At 65.8% G+C, this 22,730-nt stretch carries 16 protein-coding genes; 10 read left to right on the forward strand and 6 right to left on the reverse strand.

Features of this window, described 5'->3' with window-relative positions; all coding sequences use genetic code 11:
* Positions 1 to 30: 30 nt before the first annotated feature.
* Positions 31 to 222 carry a 50S ribosomal protein L28 gene (rpmB, locus tag HMPREF1137_RS02065; RefSeq protein WP_003792657.1) on the reverse strand — a complete coding sequence of 64 codons (192 nt, stop codon included), beginning with the start codon at positions 220 to 222 and terminating at the stop codon, positions 31 to 33.
* 205 nt (positions 223 to 427) lie between these two features.
* Here rpmB and HMPREF1137_RS02070 point away from each other — a divergent pair, with 205 nt between their 5' ends.
* The 9 genes from HMPREF1137_RS02070 to HMPREF1137_RS02110 all read left to right on the forward strand — a co-directional run bounded on the left by HMPREF1137_RS02070 (position 428) and on the right by HMPREF1137_RS02110 (position 11,886).
* On the forward strand, positions 428 to 2,041 hold the full coding sequence (locus HMPREF1137_RS02070; protein ID WP_034496374.1) for a DAK2 domain-containing protein: 1,614 nt from the start codon (positions 428 to 430) through the stop codon (positions 2,039 to 2,041).
* On the forward strand, positions 2,029 to 4,176 hold the full coding sequence (locus HMPREF1137_RS02075) for an ATP-dependent DNA helicase RecG (RefSeq protein WP_007588374.1): 2,148 nt from the start codon (positions 2,029 to 2,031) through the stop codon (positions 4,174 to 4,176). Before HMPREF1137_RS02070 ends, HMPREF1137_RS02075 begins: the two co-directional genes overlap by 13 nt.
* A gap of 23 nt (positions 4,177 to 4,199) precedes the next feature.
* Complete coding sequence (gene rsmD, locus HMPREF1137_RS02080; protein WP_007588350.1) at positions 4,200 to 4,838, forward strand: 16S rRNA (guanine(966)-N(2))-methyltransferase RsmD; 639 nt, start codon at positions 4,200 to 4,202, stop codon at positions 4,836 to 4,838.
* Positions 4,835 to 5,305, forward strand: coding sequence for a pantetheine-phosphate adenylyltransferase (gene coaD, locus HMPREF1137_RS02085; RefSeq protein WP_007588345.1), 471 nt, complete (start codon positions 4,835 to 4,837; stop codon positions 5,303 to 5,305). Before rsmD ends, coaD begins: the two co-directional genes overlap by 4 nt.
* Positions 5,306 to 5,335: 30 nt before the next feature.
* Positions 5,336 to 6,046 carry a hypothetical protein gene (locus tag HMPREF1137_RS02090; protein ID WP_007588366.1) on the forward strand — a complete coding sequence of 237 codons (711 nt, stop codon included), beginning with the start codon at positions 5,336 to 5,338 and terminating at the stop codon, positions 6,044 to 6,046.
* Entirely contained in the window at positions 6,039 to 6,608 is a 570-nt protein-coding gene (locus tag HMPREF1137_RS02095) for a YceD family protein (RefSeq protein ID WP_007588370.1), read from the forward strand. Before HMPREF1137_RS02090 ends, HMPREF1137_RS02095 begins: the two co-directional genes overlap by 8 nt.
* Positions 6,608 to 7,330, forward strand: coding sequence for a ribonuclease III (rnc, locus tag HMPREF1137_RS02100; protein WP_007588349.1), 723 nt, complete (start codon positions 6,608 to 6,610; stop codon positions 7,328 to 7,330). Before HMPREF1137_RS02095 ends, rnc begins: the two co-directional genes overlap by 1 nt.
* A gap of 82 nt (positions 7,331 to 7,412) precedes the next feature.
* Positions 7,413 to 8,027, forward strand: a complete 615-nt coding sequence (locus HMPREF1137_RS02105; RefSeq protein ID WP_034496376.1) for a response regulator — start codon at positions 7,413 to 7,415, stop codon at positions 8,025 to 8,027.
* 256 nt (positions 8,028 to 8,283) lie between these two features.
* On the forward strand, positions 8,284 to 11,886 hold the full coding sequence (locus tag HMPREF1137_RS02110; protein WP_007588347.1) for an alpha-L-fucosidase: 3,603 nt from the start codon (positions 8,284 to 8,286) through the stop codon (positions 11,884 to 11,886).
* Positions 11,887 to 11,992: 106 nt separating this feature from the next.
* Here the strand turns inward: HMPREF1137_RS02110 and HMPREF1137_RS02115 are convergent, their stop codons facing one another.
* The 5 genes from HMPREF1137_RS02115 to HMPREF1137_RS02135 form a co-directional block, all read right to left on the reverse strand.
* Positions 11,993 to 13,639 carry a GAF domain-containing sensor histidine kinase gene (locus HMPREF1137_RS02115; RefSeq protein WP_007588372.1) on the reverse strand — a complete coding sequence of 549 codons (1,647 nt, stop codon included), beginning with the start codon at positions 13,637 to 13,639 and terminating at the stop codon, positions 11,993 to 11,995.
* Positions 13,636 to 15,390, reverse strand: coding sequence for a thiol reductant ABC exporter subunit CydC (gene cydC / locus HMPREF1137_RS02120; protein ID WP_007588371.1), 1,755 nt, complete (start codon positions 15,388 to 15,390; stop codon positions 13,636 to 13,638). The genes HMPREF1137_RS02115 and cydC overlap by 4 nt, the downstream gene beginning before the upstream one ends.
* A complete protein-coding gene (gene cydD, locus HMPREF1137_RS02125; protein ID WP_034496378.1) occupies positions 15,387 to 17,063 on the reverse strand; it encodes a thiol reductant ABC exporter subunit CydD in 1,677 nt (558 codons plus the stop codon). Before cydD ends, cydC begins: the two co-directional genes overlap by 4 nt.
* A 120-nt stretch (positions 17,064 to 17,183) precedes the next feature.
* Positions 17,184 to 18,305 (reverse strand): cytochrome d ubiquinol oxidase subunit II, encoded by a 1,122-nt coding sequence (gene cydB, locus HMPREF1137_RS02130; RefSeq protein WP_007588348.1) that lies wholly within the window; start codon positions 18,303 to 18,305, stop codon positions 17,184 to 17,186.
* Between the two features lie 14 nt (positions 18,306 to 18,319).
* Positions 18,320 to 19,867, reverse strand: coding sequence for a cytochrome ubiquinol oxidase subunit I (locus HMPREF1137_RS02135; protein ID WP_007588353.1), 1,548 nt, complete (start codon positions 19,865 to 19,867; stop codon positions 18,320 to 18,322).
* Positions 19,868 to 20,230: 363 nt separating this feature from the next.
* Between HMPREF1137_RS02135 and HMPREF1137_RS02140 the strand changes: the two genes are divergently transcribed.
* Positions 20,231 to 22,730: Rne/Rng family ribonuclease (locus HMPREF1137_RS02140; protein ID WP_034496382.1), on the forward strand; the 2,500-nt coding region annotated here is incomplete at its 3' end.

A 22,730-nucleotide genomic window follows, 5' to 3' on the forward strand; every position in this document is an offset into this window, starting at 1 on the left:
CCCCTCCAGCGTTACGTCAGTGTCGTCGACTCAGATCGCGCGCGCAACCTTGTCGGACTTCAGGCACTTGGTGCAGACGTTCAGGCGCTTGGGCGTCCCATTGACCAGGGCGCGAACGCGCTGAATGTTCGGATTCCACCGGCGGTTGGTGCGAACGTGCGAGTGCGACACGCTCTTGCCGAAGCCGGGTCCCTTACCGCACACGTCACAAACGGCAGCCACGATGTTCTCCTCGGTATGTCTTCCAGTTCAGTCTTTGGTTCCCCACGGTCGCGGGGAACGCATCCTCCGGTGCTTGAACCGAAGGCAACCATGACAGAATAGCGGATGATGCGCGCTTTCAACAAGTCGCACGGGTGATCGGTCGTGTCAGGTCGCACACAGCAACCGTCGCGGGGACAATGGGACGGGGCAGGAAAGGGGAGTCATGGAGCTCAATGCTGCGGTCATTATCGAGGCGTGCCGCGCCGGTGCCGAGGAAGCGGCGAGGCTTGCGCCTTTCCTGGATGACCTGGATGGATGGGATGGCGCCGACTGTGATACGGGGACGAACGCTGCGGCCACGATGGCTGCCCTCGCCGCGGCGATGGACTCCCTCGAACCCCGTGCCCACCTGCGCGTGGCGCTTGAGGCCGGTGTTGAGACGATCATCCGTCGAGGCCTTGGGCACAGCGGCCTTGCGCTCGGTGCGCTGTTTGAAGCGTGGGCTGGTGCCCTCGGGGACGAGCACAGGGTGACTCCTCTCGTGGCGCGCCGCATGCTGGCGGCATCCCTGACGCCCGTTGCCTCGTCTATCGAGTGGTCGGACGCCCTCGTTGAAATGCTCGGCGGTGCCGTTCGCGAGCTTCACGAGATGGGCGATACGCTCCCCGAGGTCGAGGATGTGTTTTCGCGCTTTTCGTCCCAGGCGCAGATCGGGCTCGTGGAGGCGACGAATGAGGCGACGGGGCGCATCGACCCGGGTGGTGCTTTCATTGCCCTGGTCCTCGCGTGCATCGATGCTGCCATGCGCGACGACGCCGGAATCTTGCAGTCCTTCACAGCGATGCTTGCCGACCTGGCCGAGCGTCACTCGCGAGCCCCTGAGGCTGCCTCGCCTCCGCCCGGACGCGACTTCACGGTCGACATCATCGTGGAAGGAACCGAGGAAGACCTGCGCGCGCTGCTCGCCCGCCTCGGTGGCCTGGGAGCGCGCCTGTCCTACGTGGGTCGTGTTGACCTGTTCGGGATGGGGGAGTGGCGCCTGCACGTGGACACCTCTGCCCCGCTGGCCGCACACCCCACCTCCGGGCAGGTCGTGCGCTTCCAGGTCTGCGACGCGCGCCCGGACGCGCAGATTGGCATCGACGAGCTGGCCGACGAGGGCCTGAGCCACCGCGGCGTGCGGCTCCTGCAGCGTCGCCCGATGCGGCGTGTCGAGCGTGCGCGCGTCATCGCGTGCACGCGTGCCCCCGGCCTGGTCGAAGACCTCGCTCGTGCCGGAGCCGTCGTCTTTCTGAACCTGAACTCCAGCGATGCCGCCGGCATTGTCTCCGCGGCCAGTTCGCGCACAGGGGTGACGCTCGTGGCTCCCTGCGACGAGGCCAGTGCCGCCCTGGTCGGTACAGTTGCCTCCGTTCTTCCTGCTTCCGCGCCTGGTGTACCCGCAATTCTGCGGGCGGCCAGTAATGATGACCTCGGTGTCCTCGCGGTTGCTCGTGCCTGTGCCCCGCTCTTCGTTCCGCAGCCCGGTGGCATCGCGGCCGCCCCGACGCTTGCACGGATGCTGCGCGACGGCGCCCACGATGCCCTCTCCGCGTGGACGAGCGCCCCGCTGCCGTTGGACGGTGACCCCGAAGGGATCGCCGAGGCTCTGGCCGAGGCCGCGCGTGGGGGAGGACAGTCGTGGCGCCTGCTGGTCTCGCGTGACGATGACGGTCCCTACACGGTGGCGACGGTGCGTCAGCTGCTGTCCACGCGTGATGCGTCGTCTTCGATCGACCTGGAGACATGGGACGGCGGACAGAGCGGGGCAAGCCTCGTGGCCGGGTGCTCGTCGTGAGCGCGCTCGATGTTCCCCTGTCCCTGCGCCTGCCCAAGAAGACCGCGAAAGCGCTCGAGGGCGCTGGCGTTGCGACGGTCGGCGACGTGCTCATGGTGGCGCCTCGCAGGTACTACCACTGGGGTCGGCTCACGCCCCTGTCCTCCCTGTGTGAGGGCGAAGACGTCACGATCCTCGCCGAGGTTGCCTCCGCTCACCTGATTGCAAACCGTTCCGGATCGGGTGTACGCCTGGAGGTCACCCTCACCGACGGCCTTCAGTTCCTGTCCGCGACGTTTTTTGCCAAAAACCAGTACAAGCTCGCGCCGATTGAGAGGATCTTGACTCCGGGCCAGTCCTTTCTTTTCGCAGGTAAGGTGGGGGCCTACCGCGGCAAACTGCAGCTCACTCACCCGTCCTTCGAGGGAGTTGACGGGGAAGACATCGAGCGCATCGCCTCGCGCCCCATTCCGATCTACCCAGCGACCGGGTCCCTGGCATCGTGGGCGATCGCCCGCGCGGTTGGTATGGTTCTCGACCAGCTCGATGACAGCGATGTTCCCGACGCGGTTCCCGCGCAGGTGCGCGAACGCGTTCGCATCCCGGCACACGCTCAGTGCCTGCGTCGTCTGCATCAGCCCGAGACGGACGAGGACTACCAGCAGGCCCGCCGTGCCCTGGCCTTCACGGAAGCATTCGTGCTTCAGGTGGGGCTTGCGATGCGCCGACGCGGAGCGCGCGCGACCCCGGCGGTCTCCTCCCCTCACAGCTCCCCGCTCCTGGACCGTTTCCGCGATTCCCTGCCCTTCCAGCTCACCGACTCTCAGAAGGATGCCGTCGCGCAGATCAGCGCCGACCTCGAGCGCGAGATCCCGATGCAGCGCCTCCTACAAGGAGATGTCGGCTCGGGGAAGACAGTCGTCGCGCTCATGTCTTTCCTGCAGGTCGTCGCAGCCGGCCATCAGGGTGCACTCGTCGCCCCGACCGAGGTGCTCGCTGAGCAGCATACGGCCTCCCTGCGTGCCCTTCTCGCCCCACTGGGGGAGGAGGCTCCCGACGTGCGTCTCCTGACGGGGTCAACCACCCCGGCGGCCCGCCGCGAGATTCAAGCGGCCATGAATTCCGCCGAGCCACTCATCGTTGTCGGCACGCACGCCCTGTTCCAAGAATCTGTGCGTTTCGCCGACCTTGCCCTGGTCGTCGTCGACGAACAGCATCGCTTCGGCGTCGAGCAGCGCGCCGCCCTGCGCCGCGCTCGCGAAGATGGCCGCGGCGTCCACGAGCTGGTCATGACGGCGACTCCGATCCCGCGCACGATCGCGATGACGGTGTTTGGTGACCTGGATGAGACGCGCATGAGCGGCATGCCCAAGGGACGCACGCCCGTGGCCACCTACCTCGCCGACGCCGCAAACGCCGCGTGGGTGGAGCGCACATGGGCGCGAGCCGCCGAGGAAATCGCTCAGGGGCGGCGCGTCTACGTCGTCTGCCCGCGCATCGACGCCAGTGACGATGTGAGCGACGCCGACGAAGAGCACGCGCGACCGCTGGCCTCCGTCGAAGAAGTCGCCGCCTACCTGCGCGGGCACCACGCGCTCGCGGGCGTGGCCATTCATGAGCTGACAGGACGCACGCCTGCGCCCGTGAAAGCACAGATCATGGAGGACTTTTCTGCCGGGCGTGCCCCGCTCCTCGTCGCCACGACCGTCATCGAGGTCGGCGTCGATGTCTCCGAAGCGACCCTCATGGTGATCCTCGACGCTCAGCAATTCGGTCTCGCGCAGCTTCATCAGCTGCGCGGCCGCGTCGGGCGCTCCGACCTTCCCGCCCTGTGCATCGCCATGCATCGACACGAACTCACCGAGTCGGGGCTCGCGCGGTTGCAGGCCTTCGCGCAGACGACAGACGGTTTCGAGCTGGCCGAGGCCGATCTGCGCCTGCGTAAGGAAGGCGACGTGCTCGGCGCGGGACAGTCGGGCAAAGCCACGCACCTGCGCTTCCTCTCCGTTCGTCGCGACGAGTCCCTCATCCGCTCGGCGAAGGAGGAAGCCGATGCTCTCCTCGACGCCGATCCAATGCTCGAGTGTCATCCGGAGCTGGCGCGTGCCCTGCGCGGGGCATCCGAAGGTCAGGTCGAGTGGATGCAACGCTCGTGAGGCGTGCCCGGTAGGGTAGAGGCATGACCAGAATCGTCGCAGGTAGCGCCAAGGGGCGTACCCTCGCCGTGCCCAAGTCCGGCACGCGCCCCACGTCCGAGCGCGTGCGCGAGGCACTCTTTTCGCGCCTCGACCACATGAATGTTCTTGATGGGACCACCGTCTTGGACCTGTACGCCGGGACGGGGGCGCTTGGCCTGGAGGCCCTCTCGCGTGGGAGCGCCCACGCAATCCTCGTCGAAAAAGCCTCCGCGGCGGCGCGCGTCGCATCCTCCAACGTCCGCTCAACGGGCCTGCCCGCCCGCGTCGTCACGGCCGATGCCCGCTCGTTCCTGGCCGCGCGCACCGGGGAGGACCTGCGCGGAGACATCGACCTGGTCTTCATCGACCCGCCCTACGACATCGCCGAGGCAGACATGACCGCCGTGCTCTCCCTGCTCGGCCCGTGGCTCAGCCCCGACGCCCTCATCGTCGTCGAACGCTCGACACGCGCTCCCGCCCCGACGTTGCCCCCGTTCCTCGTCCTGGAGGATCAGCGCACCTGGGGCGAAACCGTCGCCTACTTCGCCGGTCCGCCCCTGCCCACGAACGAACCCGAGGACGGTGCGGATGTGCTCGCGGATGCCCCGGCCTCGTCGAGCGTGGAGGAGGGAGGACGATGATCGCGCTGTTCCCCGGTTCTTTTGACCCCTTCACGAACGGGCACCTCGATGTTGCGCAGCGCGTGAGCGCCGTCGCTGATCGCCTCATCATCGGCGTCGGAGCGAACCCCGCGAAGCGCGGACTCATCGATCCCGCTGAACGCGTTAGCCTTATTCGCGACGCCACCGCTCACCTGACGGGCGTTGACGTGGTCCTGCTGCAGGGCGCCACGATGGACGAGGCCTCCCGCCTTGGTGCAACCCTCATCGTCAAGGGCGTGCGCTCGGCGACCGACCTCGACTACGAGGCGCCCCAGGCCTTCTTCAACGACGAGGTCGGCGGCATCGATACGTGGTGGATCCCCACCCGTCCCGCCCTCGCGCACGTCTCGTCGAGTGCTATCCGTGAGTTATTAGGTCTCAAAAAGGATATTTCTCGGTATGTCCCTCCAGCAGTTGAGCGATATCTGACCGACAATAGAAGCTGAATCATGCCCGGTGGAACGCAGGAGGCAGCCATGGCTGACACGACCGACAACCAGACTCAGGACGAGTGGAACGAGGAAACCGTCTACGGTCCCTCCACGGTGATCGCCGCCCTCGATCAGATCGAGGACCTCGTCGAGTCCTCGCGTACCGTCCCCCTGTCGGCCTCGATCATGATCAACAAGGCCGAGCTGCTCGACCTGCTGGATCAGGCTCGCGAGGCTCTACCGGAAGACCTCGTCGCCGCCGACGCCGTCGTGGCCGATGCTGACGCCGTCCTGGGCCGCGCGGACTCGGCCGCCGAGACCCGCATTGCCGAGGCGAACTCGCGCGCGTCCTCCACCCTCGACCAGGCCAACGAGCGCGCCGCGCAGATCCTGGCCGATGCGGAGGAAGAAGCGGAGCGCACGCGTTCGCGCGCCGAGGATGAGGCGACCGCTCTGATCTCTCAGGCACGTTCGGATGCCGAGGCCACGATCGCCGATGCAAACGCACAGGCTGCGCGCATCGTCTCCACCGAGAATATCGTGCGCATGGCTGAGGACCGCGCGCGTGAGATCGTCTCCGAGGCGAAGCGATCGGCAGCTTCGCTGCGCGAGGGCGCCGACGACTACGTTGCGAACTCCCTCGATGAGCTCGCCCACCTCATCTCCGATCTGGCGCGCCGCACGGACGCTGGCCGTCGCACGATTGCCGAGCGTCGCGGCGTCGACGTCACCGATGTGGACCTGACCAATGAGTGACAAGACGCTGGTTCTGTCCCTGGCGCGCCTGCCCCGTGCACTCGGGTCCACCCTGCACGAGGATCTCGTGTGGGCGACTCCCGATGACCTGGGGACTCCCTCCATGTCTGCCGTTCCGGGCGTTCCGCTGGACATCTCCGTGGATATGACCAGTGTCGAGGACGGTGTTCTCGTTCAGCTGGCCACCTCCGTCGACCTCGTCGGAGAGTGCGTGCGCTGCCTCGACGAGGTGCGCGACCATCACGATGTCGCAAGCGCCGAAGTCTACTTCGAACCCGGTGCCCCCGCCCTGACTCCCACGGACGACGAGGATGAGGAAGTAGACGACCTGTTCGTCATCGGTGAGCGCGACACGATCTCCATCGAGACTCAGCTGCGCGACGCCATCGTCCCCCTCGTTGATCCCCGCCCGCTGTGCGCGCCCGACTGCGCGGGCCTGTGCGACGTGTGCGGCGAGAAGTGGGCAGACCTGCCCGAGGACCACGACCACTTTGTCGTTGATCCGCGCCTGGCTTCTCTGGCGTCCCTGCTGGGGGAGGACTCCGAGTCGGGGCGTTCCTGATGGGCCGTTCCAAGCACCTGCCGGTACCGCCGCGCACGGACACCGATGCCCTCGTGGAAGCATGGGGGACTCGCATCGATGCCCCGCTCCTGCAGCTCGCTCTCGTGCATCGTTCCTACGCGAACGAGGCCGGCGGGATCGCCAACAACGAACGCCTCGAATTCCTGGGTGATTCGGTGCTGTCGATCGTCATCGCGGAAAAGCTCTATGAGCAGTACCCCGACGTCGCCGAGTCGGACCTGTCGCGCATGCGCGCAGCCACCGTCTCGCAGCAACCCCTCGCTGCGGCGGCCCGACGCATTGGCTTGGGTGACTTCGTCTTCCTCGGTAAAGGCGAATCGATGCACGGTGGGCGCGATAAGGATTCCATCCTGTCCGACACCTTTGAAGCGTTGATCGGCGCGACCTACCTGACCAGTGGCCTGGAAGAGGCACGCCGCGTCATCCTCGAGCGCCTGAGCTTCCTGCTCGTGGATGCCCCCTCGCGCGGGCAGCACCAGGACTGGAAGACGATCCTCATCGAGTACGCGCAGGCGCATGGCCTGGGCGAGGTCTCCTACGAGGTGGAGGGTGAGGGGCCGGATCACCAGCGTGTCTTCACGGCGCAAGCCTTCGTCTCCGAGCGTTCGGATGCGATCGGTTCCGGACAGGCCTCGTCGAAGAAGCACGCGGAGAACGCGGCCGCGCAGGATGCGATGAGCCGCCTGTCTCCGGGGCAGTAAACAGTAGTAACCGAGGGCGTTCGCCCTCCTGACCGTTAGAATCAGACACGTGAGTGAAAATACCGCTGCGCGTACGCGCGTCATGATCGTCGACGATCACGAGATCGTCCGACGCGGCATTGCTGAGATCGTTGATCGAGACGAGGCCCTCGAGGTTGTCGCTGAGGCTGGGTCCGTTGCGGACGCGGTGCGTCGCGCCGACCTCGTGCGCCCCGATGTCATCCTCGTTGACCTGCAGTTGCCCGACGGCACGGGTATCGACATCATGAACCGTCTGCGCTCCTCTCATCCGCAGATCCTCCCGGTTGTCCTGACGTCGTTTGATGATGACGAGGCCCTGGCTGAGTCCCTCGAGGCTGGTGCGCGTGCGTACATCCTCAAGACTGTGCGCGGAGCGGAGATCACGGACGTCATCAAGGCGGTTGCAGATGGCCGCGTCCTACTGGACGAGCGTACGCTCACGCGTCGGCGCGTCGATCATGAGGATCCGACGGCTGATCTGACGCCCTCGGAGCGAAAGGTCCTGGACCTGATTGGTGATGGCCTCTCGAACCGTGAGATCGGTGAGAAGCTCGGTGTCGCGGAGAAGACCGTGAAGAACCACATCACGTCGCTGCTGTCCAAGATGGGCCTGCAGCGTCGCACGCAGGTCGCCGCCTGGGTCGCTGGGCAGAGGGCTGCCGCGTGGCGTAACTGAGCCAATGCCTCGTCCCTGCGGGGAGTGAGGATGACAAGCGGGTCGGATCATCCGGCCCGCTTGTCGTATGTCCGCGCGGAGGGAAGCTTGAATTGTATAGCCGTTCTAGTTTCGAACTAAACAGGGGAATCACTGATTTGTGAGAAAGCTACTATCAAACTGATTCATAGGAAAGCTCTGTGGGGTAACGTTCGCCTCATCCTCACCGTTGAGGACGGACACTGTCGTCCACCATTACCCCTTGAAAGGACACCCCGTGAACCTCAAGCGAATGCTTGCCGGTTGTGCGGTCGCTACGGCATTGGTGCTCGCACCCATGAGCGCCCCCACCTTTGCCGACGCGCCACCAGCGCCCACCGGCGTCCCCGCAGCGGTCCCACTGAGCTCCACCCCCAAGATCGCCAAGTGGCAAGAACTCCAGTACGGCATGTTCATGCACTTCGGCGTCTACTCCGTCTACGGCGGCTACTACAACGGCCACCGCCAGGGCATGGGCTACCCCGAGCAGATCAAGGCCTGGGAGAACATCCCCACCGACGACTACCTGCTCAAGGCCAAGGACCTGGCTGCAAACTTCGACGCCTCCGCCATCTGCAAGACGGTCCACGACTCGGGTATGAAGTACCTGATGATCACGTCGAAGCACCACGACGGCTTCGCCATGTGGGACACGAAGACGACCGACTATAACATCGTCAAGCAGTCCAACTACGGCAAGGACCCGATGAAGGAGCTGTCTACCGAGTGCAACAAGCTCGGCGTCAAGCTCGCCTTCTACTTCTCGATCATCGACTGGACCAAGCAGACCCCCGAGCCCTACGGCAACGTCAACCCCATCGATGAAGATCTGATGACGACCGTCATCAAGCCCCAGCTGACCGAGCTCCTCACCAACTACGGCCCGATCGCCGAGCTGTGGTTCGACATGGGCGGCCCCACCGCCGAACAGTCCCAGCGCATGGCCCAGTGGGTCCACGAGCTCCAGCCTGACACGATGGTCAACTCCCGCGTGTGGAACAAGGCCGGCGACTTCGAGGTCGGCGGCGACAACTCGGTGACCACGGACTTCCACATGGGGCCCTGGGAGTCGATTCGCTCGATCTACCCGGCTTGCTGGGGATACTGCTCGTGGGCGAACCGCGACGAAAGCGCGAAGAGCTACAAGGAACGCGAGCTGATCAACAACCTCATCGGCACGGTTGCCTCGGGCGGCCAGTTCGCCTACAACATCGGCCCCAGGGGTGACGGTACGATCGACGCCTTCGACTCCGGAGTCGTCACCGAGGTGGGCCAGTGGATGCAGCGCCATCCCGACGCCATCACGGGAGCCCGCCCGACGTGGTACCCGGCCCCCAACTGGGGCAAGGTCATGACCAAGGGCAACGACCTGTACTTCTTCCCTGAGCTGTGGAGCCCTGGCAAGACGCTGACGCTTCCCAGCGTCGGTGGCCACGTGACCGCTGTGACCGTGGACGGCACCGACCGTTCGCTTGAGTTCACCCAGGATGGAACCACCCTCACGGTGACGATGTCGGGTGAGAACCCGGAGCCGAACCTGCGCCCCGTCGTCAAGGTGACATTCGATAGCGCTCCGACGTACGTGCCCACGCAAACGGTGACCGCCGTTGACGGCGCAACCATCTCCTCGGAGCAGTTCTTCGGACGCGCCTCCGCACTGCGCTACTCCGGCGCACAGGCGTACGACGCCTACCTCGTGAACAAGACGGACAAGGCCATCACCGACCTGACTCTGAAGTTCTCGGGCAACTTCGACGCCTCTACGACCTACAAGATCACCCTTGGGACCACGTCCATTGAGGTGACCGGTGCACAGATCGAGGCCGGAGAAGTCGGCGAGGGACTTACTCTTGAGCCCGGCAAGGTGACGCCCCTGCGTCTCGAGCTGGCACACCCCTCCTACTACGCCAACCCGATCGGTCTGCGCTCCGTGAGCGCAACCCTGCACGTGTACGGCGAGAATGCGGCCACCCAGCCTCCCGTCATCGCCGCGGACCCCTCCTCGGTCTCCGTGAAGGCGGGTGAGAGCGCCACCTTCACTGTCGTCGCCTCGGGCCGACCGGCCGCCACCATCCAGTGGTACCGCGTCCCCAAGGGTGCAAGCGAAGGAACGGCGATTCCGGACGCCACGAACGCCATGTACACCCTGACGACGACGCTCGAGGATGACGGCGCACAGTTCTACGCCGTCGCCACGAATGCCAACGGCTCTACGACCTCTCAGCGCGCGACCCTCACTGTCACCAAGGGCAGCGACAACCTGGCCCTCAACAAGACGGCGTCCATGTCCTCCGTCGGCTGGGGAGGCACCGCCTCACGCGCCGTCGACGGTAACACGGACGGCGTGTGGGACAACGGATCGGTTGCCCACACGGGCAAGCAGGCCAACCCCTGGTGGGAGGTCGACCTCGGCGAGACCCACCCCCTGGGCGTCGTCAACGTCTGGAACCGCTCCTCCTCCGACAACTGCCAGGGAATCTCCTGCGACCAGCGCCTGCACGACTTCTGGGTCGTCGCCTCCACGACGCGACTGTCCGGTAACTTCAACCCGGCGACTGCCGGCGCGGTGGATGGCGTCCACATGATCAAGGTTGACGGAGTCGGAGGTCGTCCGAGCGCGGTCGACTTCGAGGGCTTCGACGCGCGCTTCATCCGCGTCATCCAGCCCACCGAGTTCGGCGAGTTCGCGCTCGCTGAGGTCGAGGCCTTCGCGGCAGCGGCTCCCACGCCGGACCCTGGCGATCAGGAGCCCCCGGTTATCAAGCCCCTGACCGTGACCGCCAACCCAGCGGAGGATGCGCAGATCTCCGGCGATGGTGCCTTCCGCACTGTGACAGCCAAGGAAGGCACGCAGGTTACGATCAAAGCCGAGGCGACCGGCAAGCCCGCCCCGACACTGTTCTGGCAGATCAAGCGCGAGGGATCCGACTCGTGGTCCATCCTGGAAGAGGAAAACGGCCCCGAGCTGACCCTCACCATCGACGGAGAGAACAACGGCTCGGTCATCCGCGTCATGGCCATGAACGAGGCCGGGTTCGCCGAATCGGGTCTCGTGACCCTCGCCCTGGCCGAGGAACCGGCTCCCACCCCGGATCCGACCCCGGACCCCGCGCCCACCCCGGACCCGGCACCCACCCCGGACCCGACTCCCGACCCGGCACCCACCCCGGACCCGGCACCCACCCCGGACCCGACTCCCGACCCGGCACCCGCGCCTGATCACACTGTCGGCACCTGGATGAACGACGGCGCCGGCTGGTGGTGGAAGATCACCTCGGGCGGCTACGCCAAGAACGAGACTCTCACGCTCGGTGGCAACGTCTACCGCTTCGACCAGAACGGCTACATGCTGACGGGCTGGGTGTACTGGGACGGCGCGTGGCGCTACCACAACGGGGCTGGCGCTCAGGTGACCGGTTGGGTCAACCTCGGAGGATCCTGGTTCTACCTGACCCCCGAGACCGGTGCGATGGTCACCGGCTGGCAGATGGTGGGAGACAAGTGGTTCTTCTTCACCTCTAACGGTGTCATGAAGACTGGTTGGCTCTACACGAGCGGTGCGTGGTACTACCTCGATCCGTCTGGCGCGATGCATACCGGTTGGCTCCAGATGGGCTCGCACTGGTACTTCCTGAGCGACAGTGGAGCTATGACTATCGGATGGAAGCCGATGGGAAGCACCTGGTACTACTTCGATGCCTCGGGCCAGATGGCCACCGGCTGGCAGCAGATCGGCGGCGCCTGGTACTACTTCGGGACCGGAGGTGACATGTACACGGGTGGCCACTGGATTGGCTGGCGCTGGTACACCTTCGGGAGCGACGGACGGTGGCTGGGGTGATACTCAGCTGAGAACCGGGAGATAGATAGCTCTCGTCACAACGCGGTGGGGGTGGAGTTCCAATTGGAACATCCACCCCCACCGTCATCTTCGCGGTCGCGACAGCTCAACCCTCGAGCGGTGCGATCCAGCGGATCTGCGTGCCGACACCGCCGTCGCCCGTGTCCGTGTCGAAGCTGCCGTTGTGCCGACGGGCGCGTTCGGCCATGTTGGCTAGCCCGGAGTTACGTGTCCGGCTCGGATCGATGCCGCGCCCATCATCGTTAATCGTGATGCGAACGCGCCCGGACTTTCCCTGCCCGGAGACGTCCACGCACACGGTCGCCGCAGTCGCGTGGGCGTGACGGGCGATGTTCGACAGACCTTCGCGCACGATTGCGACGACGTCGTCGGAGAGGTCGGGGTCGACGCGTCCGTCGAACTCATCGATGACGACCAGTTCGTTGTCCAGGTCGGAGTTGATGGCGGTCCCGTCGAGGGTAATCACCAGAGACGGCGCAAAACCCAGGGCGGATCGGGTGAGCGAAGACTCGCGGCGAATGCGCTCAACGAGGCCGACTGCCTTGTCGCGTTCGCGCAGATTGTGCACGATCGTGCGAATCTGGCGGACCGCCTCGTCGATGGAGGCAAGGGACGAATCGATGAGCGCCTCGACGGAGGCGGGATCTGCCTGGCCGGCTGCGACCTTCTGCTTGGCCGCGTCCAGGGCCATGCCGGTCGCGAAGAGCTGCTGGATCGCGAAGTCGTGCAGGTCGCGCCCGATGCGGTCACGCTCATCGAGCAGCGCTGCCACGTCCTGCGCGTGGCGAGCGGAGGCAAGCTCGAGGGCGAGCGTCGCCTGGGAGGCGAGAGACTCCGCGAGGGAGAGCTCCGAGGCGTCGAACTCGGGGGCGCCGATTTGGCGCAGAAGGATGAGCACGCCGGAGGAGACCCCGCGCGAGCGCAGAGGGGCGTAGAGCGCGGAACCAAAGGCCGCCAGCTGTGGCACTCGCATCGTCTGAGCGCGCGACATGGAGTCGACGATCATACCGGTTCCCTCGTGCAGAACACTCATCGCGCGTCCTTCGGGCGGGAAGGTCAGGCCAAGCAGGGTGGAGGCGTTCTTGCCGTCGACGATTTCGGCAGCCCAGGTGTCGCCCACGGACTGCAGGACGATGATCGCGGTGTCAGCGTGGGAGACCTCGCGCACTGTTTTCGCAATGAGTTCGAGAGCTTCTTCTTCGTCCGCGCCCTCCAGCATCGTCGTTGTCAGGGACTGGGAGGCGCTAATCCATCGGGCGGTGCGCTTGGAATCCGCATAGAGGTTCGCGTTTTCGACGGCGATCCCGGCCGCGGGGGCCAGGGCTGCGACCACGGCCGCGTCCTCGTCCGTATAGCCGCCGGGCTTTCCCATCAGGTAGAGGCGCCCGTAGACCTGTTCGTGCACGAGGACGGAGACCCCGAGGAAGGGCGGGGTAGAGGCGGGCAGATCGATGTCGGGCGCGTCCTGCGGGGAGTTGACGAGGAGCGGTGTGTTGACGGGGATGACCGCCGGAAGTGACTCGGGCACGGGCGGGGCAGGGTAGGAGTCGTGGTGCTCCAGGCGCAGGGTGGTGGCGCCCCAGGTGTCGAGCACGCACATCGTAGCGTGCGGCGACGAGGTCAGCGCGCAGGCCTGATCAACGAAGTTCTGCAGTCCCGACTTCAGGTCGAGCGAACTCGTCAGGTCGAGAGCCGCTCGGAGAAGCGTGAAATCCGTGCGTTCGTGGCTCATTGTTCCTCCTGCTCGAGAGCCCACTGGTAGGCGGGCAGAGTACGTGTCACGTCCTCGTGCGTGCCCTGCGCGGCGACGCGTGCACAGCCGCCGGGCTCGGGGGCAGACAGGACGAGGACGTGGTCGGCCTGGTCGAGTGCGCTCAGTCGGTGCGTGACGACCAGGGTAGCGCGGTCAGCGGACGGAGTAAGAAGCGTTTCCATGAGGCGGTCCGCGGTGGCGGCGTCGAGGTGTTCGGATGCCTCGTCGATCGCCAGGATAGGAGCGGGAGCCGCAAGGGCGCGAGCCATGAGCAGGCGGCGGCGCTCGCCTCCCGACACCGTCGTTCCACCGGAGCCGATGACCGTGTCGATCCCGTCAGGCAGAGACTCGACCCACTGATCGAGGCCAGCTCGCGTCAGAAGGTCCGAGGCCTCGTCGCGGGTGAGCGATGCGCGGGCGACGCGCAGGTTCTCGTAGATGGTGGTCGCGAAGACGTGGGCGTCCTCGGCCGTCATCGTGATGTGGTCGGTGAGCTGGTCGCGGTTCGCTCCCCACGCGGGGACGCCGTTGATGAGAGCGGATCCAGACTTGGGCGGGATCACGCCCGTGAGCGTTGCCAGCAGCGTGGTCTTCCCGATGCCGGAGGCTCCCACGATGGCCAGGGAAGAACCGGGACGCAGCGTGAGCGAAATGCCGCTGGCCAGCGTCGGACCACCCGGCCAGCCGATGGACAGGTCGCGTGCCTCGATGACGGTGTGTCCTTCGGGAATGTCGTGCGGCTCAGGGGTTGCTTCATCCTCGAGAAGGGCACAGATGCGGGTCGCAGCCTGGGCGCTTCGCACCAACTGTGCAGCGGCGGGGGTCAGCTCGGCGACTCCCTCGAAAGACGACAGTGGGACAAGGACGATGACGGCGAGGAGTACCTGAGCGAGAGCGCCCGATGTGGTCTGTGGAATGCCGATCAGCAGAGCGCCGATGACGGCTGCGCCCATCGCGCACACGTCGAGGCCTCGAGCCAGCGCAGACAGACGCGCCGAGCGGGCCAGAGCGGCGGACAGGTGGCTCTCGGAGCGAGCGAGAGAGTGCTTCGCGTGGTCGAGAGTACCCGCCAGTGACAGCTCGGTGGCGCCCTCCAGCACCGCGAGTGTGGTGGCGGCAATGTCGGTGCGGGCCTGCGCCCCCTGCGATTCTGCGAGTCGAACCGATCGCGCGATCAGCGCGGGCGCCACGATGCCGGAGATAATGAGAGCACAGGCGAGAATTGCCCCAGCGGCGGGAGAAATGACGGTGACGACACCAACCGTTCCCACGCCCACGATGGCAGCGACGAGGGAGGGGAGCAGCGTCTTGACGACGACGTTTCCCACCTCGTCGACGTCTGAGCCGGCGCGTGTCATGAGGTCGCCGCGTCGCAGTGTTGTCAGCGTTGCCGTCGGGGCCTCGGACAGTCGATCGTAGAGGTTACCGCGCAGCGCGTCCATGCCCGCCAATGCGACCTTGTGCGAGGCGAGACGGGAGAGGTAGCGGGCAAGCGCGCGCGAGACGCCAAACAGTCGCACCGCGGTGGCGGCGACGGTCAGATACAGGACGGGAGGCTGCTGGGATGCGCGAGCAATCAGCCATGCGGCGGTGCCGCCGAGCGCGATGGCCGATCCGAGGGCCGTGACACCGAGGAGCAGCGAGAGAACAAACCCGGAGCGCGACACCTGCAGCATGGAGATGCAGCGGCGCAGCGCGGCCGACTCAGTGCGGGTCAGGAAGAGGTTCATGCGTGTGCCTCCTCGTCGGCGGCGGAGCGGACGGCAATGACGGCGTCGGCGGCTTCCATCATGGCGGCACGGTGGGCGATGACGATCACGGTGCGTCCCTCGCGGCGCATGTCGTCGATAGCGCGCACGACGGTCTCCTCGCTGACGGCATCGAGGTGAGCGGTCGGTTCATCAAGAATGACGAGCTGAGAGCGCGCTGCGAGAGCGCGCGTCAGGGCCAGGCGCTGGCGCTGCCCAACGGAAAGGCCGACACCGCCGGTCCCGATAACGGTCTTCCACCCGTCGGGGGTGGTGGCCAGGACGGTGTCAAAGCCGGTAGCCGCTGCTGCAGTCTCCAGGTCCTCGAGGGGCAGACCACCCATGTTGTCCAGGATTGTGCCCGGCACGAGGGTGGGGGACTGGGGAACCCAGGAGATCTGATCACGCCAGGAGGTGGGATCAATGTCTGACAGCGCAATTCCCTCGTCGTTGGAGGCCGAGGCCGTCTGGCGCAGGATGATGCGACCCGCATCCGGGGTCATATCGGCCAGCAGGCAGGCGACGATTGTCGACTTTCCGGCACCCGAGGGGCCGGATAGCGCCGTCACAATGCCGGGAGCGATGATGCCCGAGGTCGGGGCGGGGGCCCAGGCGCCGCGCGCACGCACGCCGACACCGTCCAGCACGATCTGCGTGGAAGAGAGGTCGGGGCAGGTCGCAGCACCCGGGGAGTCGACCGACTCAGCCTCTTCGATGATGTCGAAGGCTGCGCGCGAGGCCGTGACGCCGTTTGCGGAGGCGTGGAACTGGGCGCCGACCTGACGCAGCGGCTCGAAGACCTCGGGTGCCAGCATGATGACGGCGAGGCCGTGGAACAGAGAGATGTTACCGAACACGAGGCGCATACCGACCTCGACGGCGACAAGTGCCACCGACAGGGTCGTGAGGAATTCCAGGACGCCGCCCGAGAGGAAAGCGACACGCAGGGTTGCCATCGTGGCCTTCGTGTTCGCGGCTCCGAGGGCTCGCAGGTGGGTGCGGGGGGCCTTTTCCCGTCCGAGGGCCCGCAGCGTCGGCAGTCCGGACATGAGGTCGAGGAGCTGGGCGGTCAGGCGCTTCATCGACGCGAGTTTGTCCTCCGAGGCTGCCTGCGTGAAACGCCCGATGAGGATCATGAAAATCGGGATGAGCGGGATAACGAGGAGTGCGATGAGCGCCGACCAGAAGTCGAGGAGAAGAATGACGCCGAGCGCTGCCGGAGTCACGGTGCAGACGAGAACCAGCTGCGGCAGGAAAGAGACGAAGTAGGGGCGCAGATCCTCCAAGCCGGTTGACAGCAGCGTCGTCGTCTCGGCGCCGTTCGTCGCTCGCCAGCGTGGGCCGAGAGCAATGCTCGCGTCGACGACGCGTCCGCGCAGCTCGGACACCGCTGCTGCTGCCGCGCGTGTACTGACGGCCTCGCGAGCCGCGACAACGAGCGCTCGACATGCAAAGACAGCCGCGATGCCGCCGATGAGGGGGAGGACGTCGCGCATCGTGGCGCTGCCCGAGACGACGGGGGAGAGGGCCGCGGAAATGAGCAGCGCTTGGGCGAGCACGAGCAATGCCGTGATCGTTCCCAGAAGGGCTGTCAATGCGATGGGCCCACGGGCTGAGCGGGCATAACGCAACAAACGAGGATCAAAGGGACGCACGTATCTATTGTGCCTGAAAAAGCCTCGTCATGGGCCAAAGGTCCCCGCCCTGAGCGCACGGCGTAGACGAATGCGCCCGGCCCCTGCGCGAGGGACCGGGCGCATCTATCGGTGAGGAGGTCAGCCAGCGAGGAAGTTCTCGCCGATGCGAACCTTCTTGAGGAGCAGACCCGTCTGCGTCTCAACGTCCTCGGCGCCCACGCGAGCGCGGAACATCCAGTAGGACCAGAAGACGTAGACCAGGACGATCGGCAGCAGGCAGACCGTGACGATCGTCATGACGGTCAGCGTGGAGGTCGTCGACGAGGCCTGATCAATCGTCAGCGAGTACGCCGGGTTGATCGACGACTTCTGAACGGCGGGGGCCATCGAGGAGAAGACCCACGCGACAGCGCCGGCGATTGCGACGGAGGAGGCCACGAAGGACCAGCCCTCACGACGCAGCGACGCCTGAGACAGAGCGGTCGAGGCGATGATTGCGAGCGCGGCGACCACGAGCGGGATCCACGCGAGGACGTTCGTCGTGTAGACGAACTGGCCCCAGATCAGCCACGCGGCGGCCAGGACGGTCGCGGCAATCGTCGCAGGAGCGGCAATCGCGTTGGCGCGGTCGCGCACCTCGCCCGTCGTCTTGAGCGCCAGGAACTGAGCGCCGTGAGCCAGGCACACGGCCATGACAGCCAGGCCGCCCAGGATCGTGTAGGGGGTCAGCAGCGAGAAGAAGCCACCGGTCAGCTGGTGGGTCGCGCCCGCGAGGGACTGATCCACCAGAGTCGGGTCGATGACGGTGCCGGTAGCAACGTCGACGACCTCGATCTTCATGCCCTGCACGAAGTTAGCGAAGGCAACGCCCAGCAGGATCGGAACGAGCCACGCGCTGATCGTGTGCGCCCAGTCCCACGCGTGACGCCACTTCTCGGTGGCGACCTTGGAACGCCACTCGAGGGCCATGACGCGGATGATCAGGCAGACGAGAATCAGGAAGAGGGCGAGGTACATGCCCGAGAACATGGTCGCGTACCACTCGGGGAACGCAGCGAAGGTGGCGCCACCGGCGGTGAGCAGCCAGACCTCGTTACCGTCCCAGTGGGGGCCGATCGTGCGCACGGTCTGGGTGCGCTCACGGTCGCCCTTGGCGACGAAGGGGAGGAGCATGCCGACACCGAAGTCGAAGCCCTCGAGAATCAGGTAGACCGTCCACAGAACGGCGATGAGAACGAACCACAGGATAGACAGAGTCATGATCGGTGTTCCTCTCAGTAGCCGAAGGACAGGTCGGTCGGAGCCTCGTCCTCGGCCTTGTCAGCCTTGGTCGAGTGGATGCCCTCGACGGCGTAGCGCTTCATGAGGATGTACCACATGACGCCAAGGACGCCGTACAGCAGGGTGAACAGGATGAGCGAGGCGAGCATCTGGCCAGCCGGGACGTTGGGCGAGATGCCCATGTCGGTCATCATGTTGACGGAGCCGAGGTCAGAGCCCATGGACAGGGCCTGCAGGTTCGGAACGACAACCCACGGCTGGCGACCCATCTCGGTGAAGATCCAGCCGAAGGAAGCGGCTGCGAACGGCAGGGGGAGGTTGACCAGGGCGAGGACGCTCAGCCACTTGTTGGACGAGGTACGACCGCCGCGAGTGGCCCACAGGCCCCATGCCGCCAGCAGGAAGGCCAGCATGCCCAGGCCGATCATGAAGCGGAACGACCAGAAGGCGACCATCTGCGGAGGACGGAAGTCGTACTGCGAGGCGTCGCCGTACTTGGCGGTGAAGTTCGGATCGGAGTTGAGCAGTTCCACCATGCGCTCCTGGACGTCGGCGACACCCTCAGAGGTGGCGGTGAAGGAGTTGTGCGACATGAAGGACGCGACGCCCGGAACCTTGATGAACTGGGTCGGCTGCGCGCCGTCGTCGCCGAGGGGGCAGGAGCCGAACTGGGCGATCGTGAAGGCCGCGCCCTCGGTGTCCACACAGATGCCTTCGGCAGCGGCCATCTTCATGGGCTGGACCTCAACCATCTCCTGGCCCTGGATGTGGCCGGAGGCAGCGGTGCCGAGGCCGCCGATGAGGACGGCGGTCAGGCCGAAGCGGGCGATCGGACGCCAGATGTCACGCGACTGAGCCATGGCCTCGTCGGAACCCTCGCGGGCGGTGCGCACCATCCACCAGATGGAGATGCCGGCAACGAAGGAGCCGGCGACCAGCCAGGCGGAGGTGATGACGTGTGCGTATTCGCTCAGGTACACGCCGGAGGTGATGAGCTCCATGAAGCCGCTGACGCCGTCGAGCTCGGCGCGGCCGGTCTCGGGGTTGAAGCGAGCGCCCACGGGGTGCTGCATCCACGCGTTGGCCGCGAGGATCCAGGCCGCGGAGAACATGGTGCCCAGGGCGACACACCAGATCGTCAGCAGGTGCATGCCCTTGGAGAGGCGGCCCCAGCCGAAGATCCACAGGCCCAGGAAGGTGGACTCGAGGAAGAAGGCGAGGAGGGCCTCAACGGCCAGGGGAGCGCCGAAGATGTCGCCGACGAAACGGGAGTATTCGGACCAGTTCATGCCGAACTGGAACTCCTGCACGATACCGGTGGCGACACCGAGCGCGAAGTTGATGAGGAGGAGCTTGCCAAAGAAGCGGGTTGCTTGCAGCCAGTATTCCTTGCCGGTGCGGTGCCACGCGGTCTGCATGATGGCAACCAGCAGGGACAGGCCGATCGTCAGCGGCACGAGGACGAAGTGGTAGACGGTGGTAACACCGAACTGCCATCGTCCGACGGTGACCGCGTCAAGCGCTGTCTGCGCGAGGGTCATGATGGGACCTTCTCGTGTTGGGATTGGGGTCGATTGTCCCGTGTCCAAAGTCCGTGGGACCTATGTCACGGGTTGGTATTAATGTAGCCCAAAAGTGAGATGCTCAGTGGTTGAAATGCCGGTTCTGAGGCGCTTTTGTGACATATGTGTCCGATTATTTTTTACGGGTTTATCCAATAGATTTTTGCTGGTCTCGCGTTGTTCTGATCACCCTGTCGTCGATGGATCGTTGTGTTGTGCGACAATAGGGGGTGAATGGATGTCACGGGAGTGCCCCCGTGACGAGAGCCGAGCGATGACGTCTTCATGAGCCGCCGGCAGCTGCGCAACTGCGCTCCACTAGGTTTCCGCCCCTTGCGGGCGATGAAAAAGGGTGCGTCCAGGCACGGGGTGCGCGCCCACCATTGGAGAATCGTGACAACCGAATCGACCCCCGTGGCGCCCGCCGCCTCGCTGCTGTTCCAGGCCCCCGTTTTCCAGGCTGCCCCCGAGGTTGCCCCTGCGGCTATCGTTGAGGACCAGCCTGAACCCAAGCGTCGTCGCAAGTCTGCCACCGTAGAAGAAGATGCTCCTCGAGAGGAAGCGGCTCCCAAGCGTCGCCGTCGCTCCAAGAAGGCTGCGGACGAGGCTGAGGCTGCGGATATCTCTGAGGTGCCCGCCGCCGAGGAACAGGCTGAGGAAGCTCCCGCCGAGCCTAAGACCCGTCGCCGCCGTCGCTCCAAGAAAGCGGAGGAAGCCTCGACCCCCGCTGAGGATGGCGCAAACAAGGAGAGCGCTTCCGCCGACGAATCGGACTCCTCGGATGACGAGGAGTCCTCTACCCGTCGTCGTCGCCGTCGTCGCGCCCGTTCGTCCTCCTCGTCCTCGGATGAGGGGGGAGATCCCGCCGACCAGGTGCAGGCCCTGAAGGGCTCCACGCGCCTCGAGGCAAAGAAGATGCGCCGCCGCGAAGGACGGCGTGAGGGACGTCGCCGTCACACGATCTCCGAGTCTGAGTTCCTCGCGCGCCGCGAGTCGGTCGAGCGCACGATGGTCATCCGCGACCAGGACGGCCTCGACCAGATCGCGATCCTTGAAGACGGCCTGCTCGTCGAGCACTACGTCGCGCGCCGTACGCAGTCCTCGATGGTCGGCAATATCTACCTGGGCCGCGTCCAAAACGTCCTTCCTTCGATGGAAGCGGCGTTCGTCGACGTGGGTCGTGGCCGCAACGCCGTCCTGTACGCCGGTGAGGTCAATTGGGACGCCGTCGGTATGGAGGGCAAGCCTCGTCGTATCGAGGCCGCTCTCAAGTCCGGTGACCCCGTCCTCGTTCAGGTGACGAAGGATCCGATTGGACACAAGGGTGCGCGTCTGACGTCGCAGATTACCCTGGCTGGCCGTTACCTGGTCTTGATCCCCGGCGGATCCATGATGGGTATTTCCCGCAAGCTCCCGGACAAGGAGCGCGCTCGCCTGAAGAAGATCCTCAAGGCCGTCGTGCCGTCGGGTTCGGGTGTCATCGTTCGTACTGCGGCGGAAGGCGCGACGGAGGAGCAGATCCGCGATGATGTCGCTCGCCTGACCCGTCAGTGGGAGGATATCGAGAAGAAGCGCACCAACACGAAGAGCGCCCCGACGCTGCTGCGCGGGGAGCCTGAGCTGGCCGTGCGCGTCGTGCGCGACATCTTCAACGAGGACTTCTCGAAGCTCGTCATCGAGGGTCGCGACACCTACGCGACCGTCAAGGAATACGTGGATGAGCTGAGCCCCGAGCTCTCCGATCGCGTCGAACAGTGGGTGGGCACGGAGGATGTTTTCCACGCGCACCGCATCGACGAGCAGCTCGCCAAGGGCATGGACCGTAAGGTGTGGCTGCCCTCGGGCGGCACCCTGATCATCGATCGCACCGAGGCAATGACCGTTATCGACGTCAATACCGGCAAGTTCATCGGCGCCGGCGGCACGCTCGAGGAGACGGTGACCCGTAATAACCTCGAAGCTGCCGAAGAGATCGTCCGTCAGCTGCGCCTGCGCGACATTGGTGGCATCGTCATCATTGACTTCGTGGACATGGTCCTCGAATCCAACCGTGACCTCGTGCTGCGGCGCCTGGTGGAATGCCTGGGACGTGACCGTACGCGCCACCAGGTTACCGAGATTACGTCTCTGGGCCTCGTGCAGATGACCCGTAAGCGCGTGGGTGAGGGCCTGGTCGAGGCCTTCTCCTCCCCATGTGAGGCCTGCGAGGGTCGCGGCTTCATCGTCCATCAGCATCCGGTGGAGACCTCCGGAGCTGAGCAGTCTTCGAAGGGTGCGAAGGGGTCGAAGAAGCAGCAGAAGAAGGCCGAGCCTCGTCGTATCGAGGACAATGCCGACCATGAGCGCGCCAAGGAAGCCCTGAGCGCCATCGCCGCTGCGTCGACTCGTAAGGAAGAGGAGAGTGCGGCTGAGGAGCCTACTCCCACGAAGAAGCGTCGGACGCGCGCTGTGTCGACCGAGGTGAAGGAACCCGAGGCCTCGGCCGTCGAGCAGGTTGAAGCGCCCGAGGCCCCCGCTGAGGAAGGCGTGACCAAGCGTCCTCGTCGTCGCCGCCGCGTCGCCGAGTCTGCTCCGCTGCCCGAACTGCCCGTACACATCGACCTGCCCGAGCCGGTCGATCACTCGGACGAGCCTGCGGCCCCCGCCAAGGATGCCTCCGAGATTCAGCTGCCCGAGCATCGCGAGAAGGCTCCGGCCACGCGTCGCCGCGCATCCCGCACGGCTGCCACGGCCTCGTCCGAGGAGCCGGCCGAGGCGCCCGCACCGAAGAAGACCCGTCGCCGCGCCACCGCGCAGACGGCTGTTCCCGAGGTGCAGGCAGACGAGGCTCCGGCCACCGCGC

Source organism: Actinomyces sp. ICM39 (genome assembly GCF_000282935.1).
Classification (GTDB): Bacteria; Actinomycetota; Actinomycetes; order Actinomycetales; family Actinomycetaceae; genus Pauljensenia; species Pauljensenia odontolytica_B.

Coding starts and splice junctions, on each gene's coding strand:
- HMPREF1137_RS02105 (WP_034496376.1), top strand. CDS start 7,413: ATGATCGTCGACGATCACGAGATCGTCCGACGCGGCATTGCTGAGATC.
- cydB (WP_007588348.1), bottom strand. CDS start 18,305: ATGACTCTGTCTATCCTGTGGTTCGTTCTCATCGCCGTTCTGTGGACG.
- HMPREF1137_RS02070 (WP_034496374.1), top strand. CDS start 428: ATGGAGCTCAATGCTGCGGTCATTATCGAGGCGTGCCGCGCCGGTGCC.
- cydC (WP_007588371.1), bottom strand. CDS start 15,390: ATGAACCTCTTCCTGACCCGCACTGAGTCGGCCGCGCTGCGCCGCTGC.
- HMPREF1137_RS02090 (WP_007588366.1), top strand. CDS start 5,336: ATGGCTGACACGACCGACAACCAGACTCAGGACGAGTGGAACGAGGAA.
- HMPREF1137_RS02115 (WP_007588372.1), bottom strand. CDS start 13,639: ATGAGCCACGAACGCACGGATTTCACGCTTCTCCGAGCGGCTCTCGAC.
- HMPREF1137_RS02095 (WP_007588370.1), top strand. CDS start 6,039: ATGAGTGACAAGACGCTGGTTCTGTCCCTGGCGCGCCTGCCCCGTGCA.
- HMPREF1137_RS02135 (WP_007588353.1), bottom strand. CDS start 19,867: ATGACCCTCGCGCAGACAGCGCTTGACGCGGTCACCGTCGGACGATGG.
- rsmD (WP_007588350.1), top strand. CDS start 4,200: ATGACCAGAATCGTCGCAGGTAGCGCCAAGGGGCGTACCCTCGCCGTG.
- coaD (WP_007588345.1), top strand. CDS start 4,835: ATGATCGCGCTGTTCCCCGGTTCTTTTGACCCCTTCACGAACGGGCAC.
- rnc (WP_007588349.1), top strand. CDS start 6,608: ATGGGCCGTTCCAAGCACCTGCCGGTACCGCCGCGCACGGACACCGAT.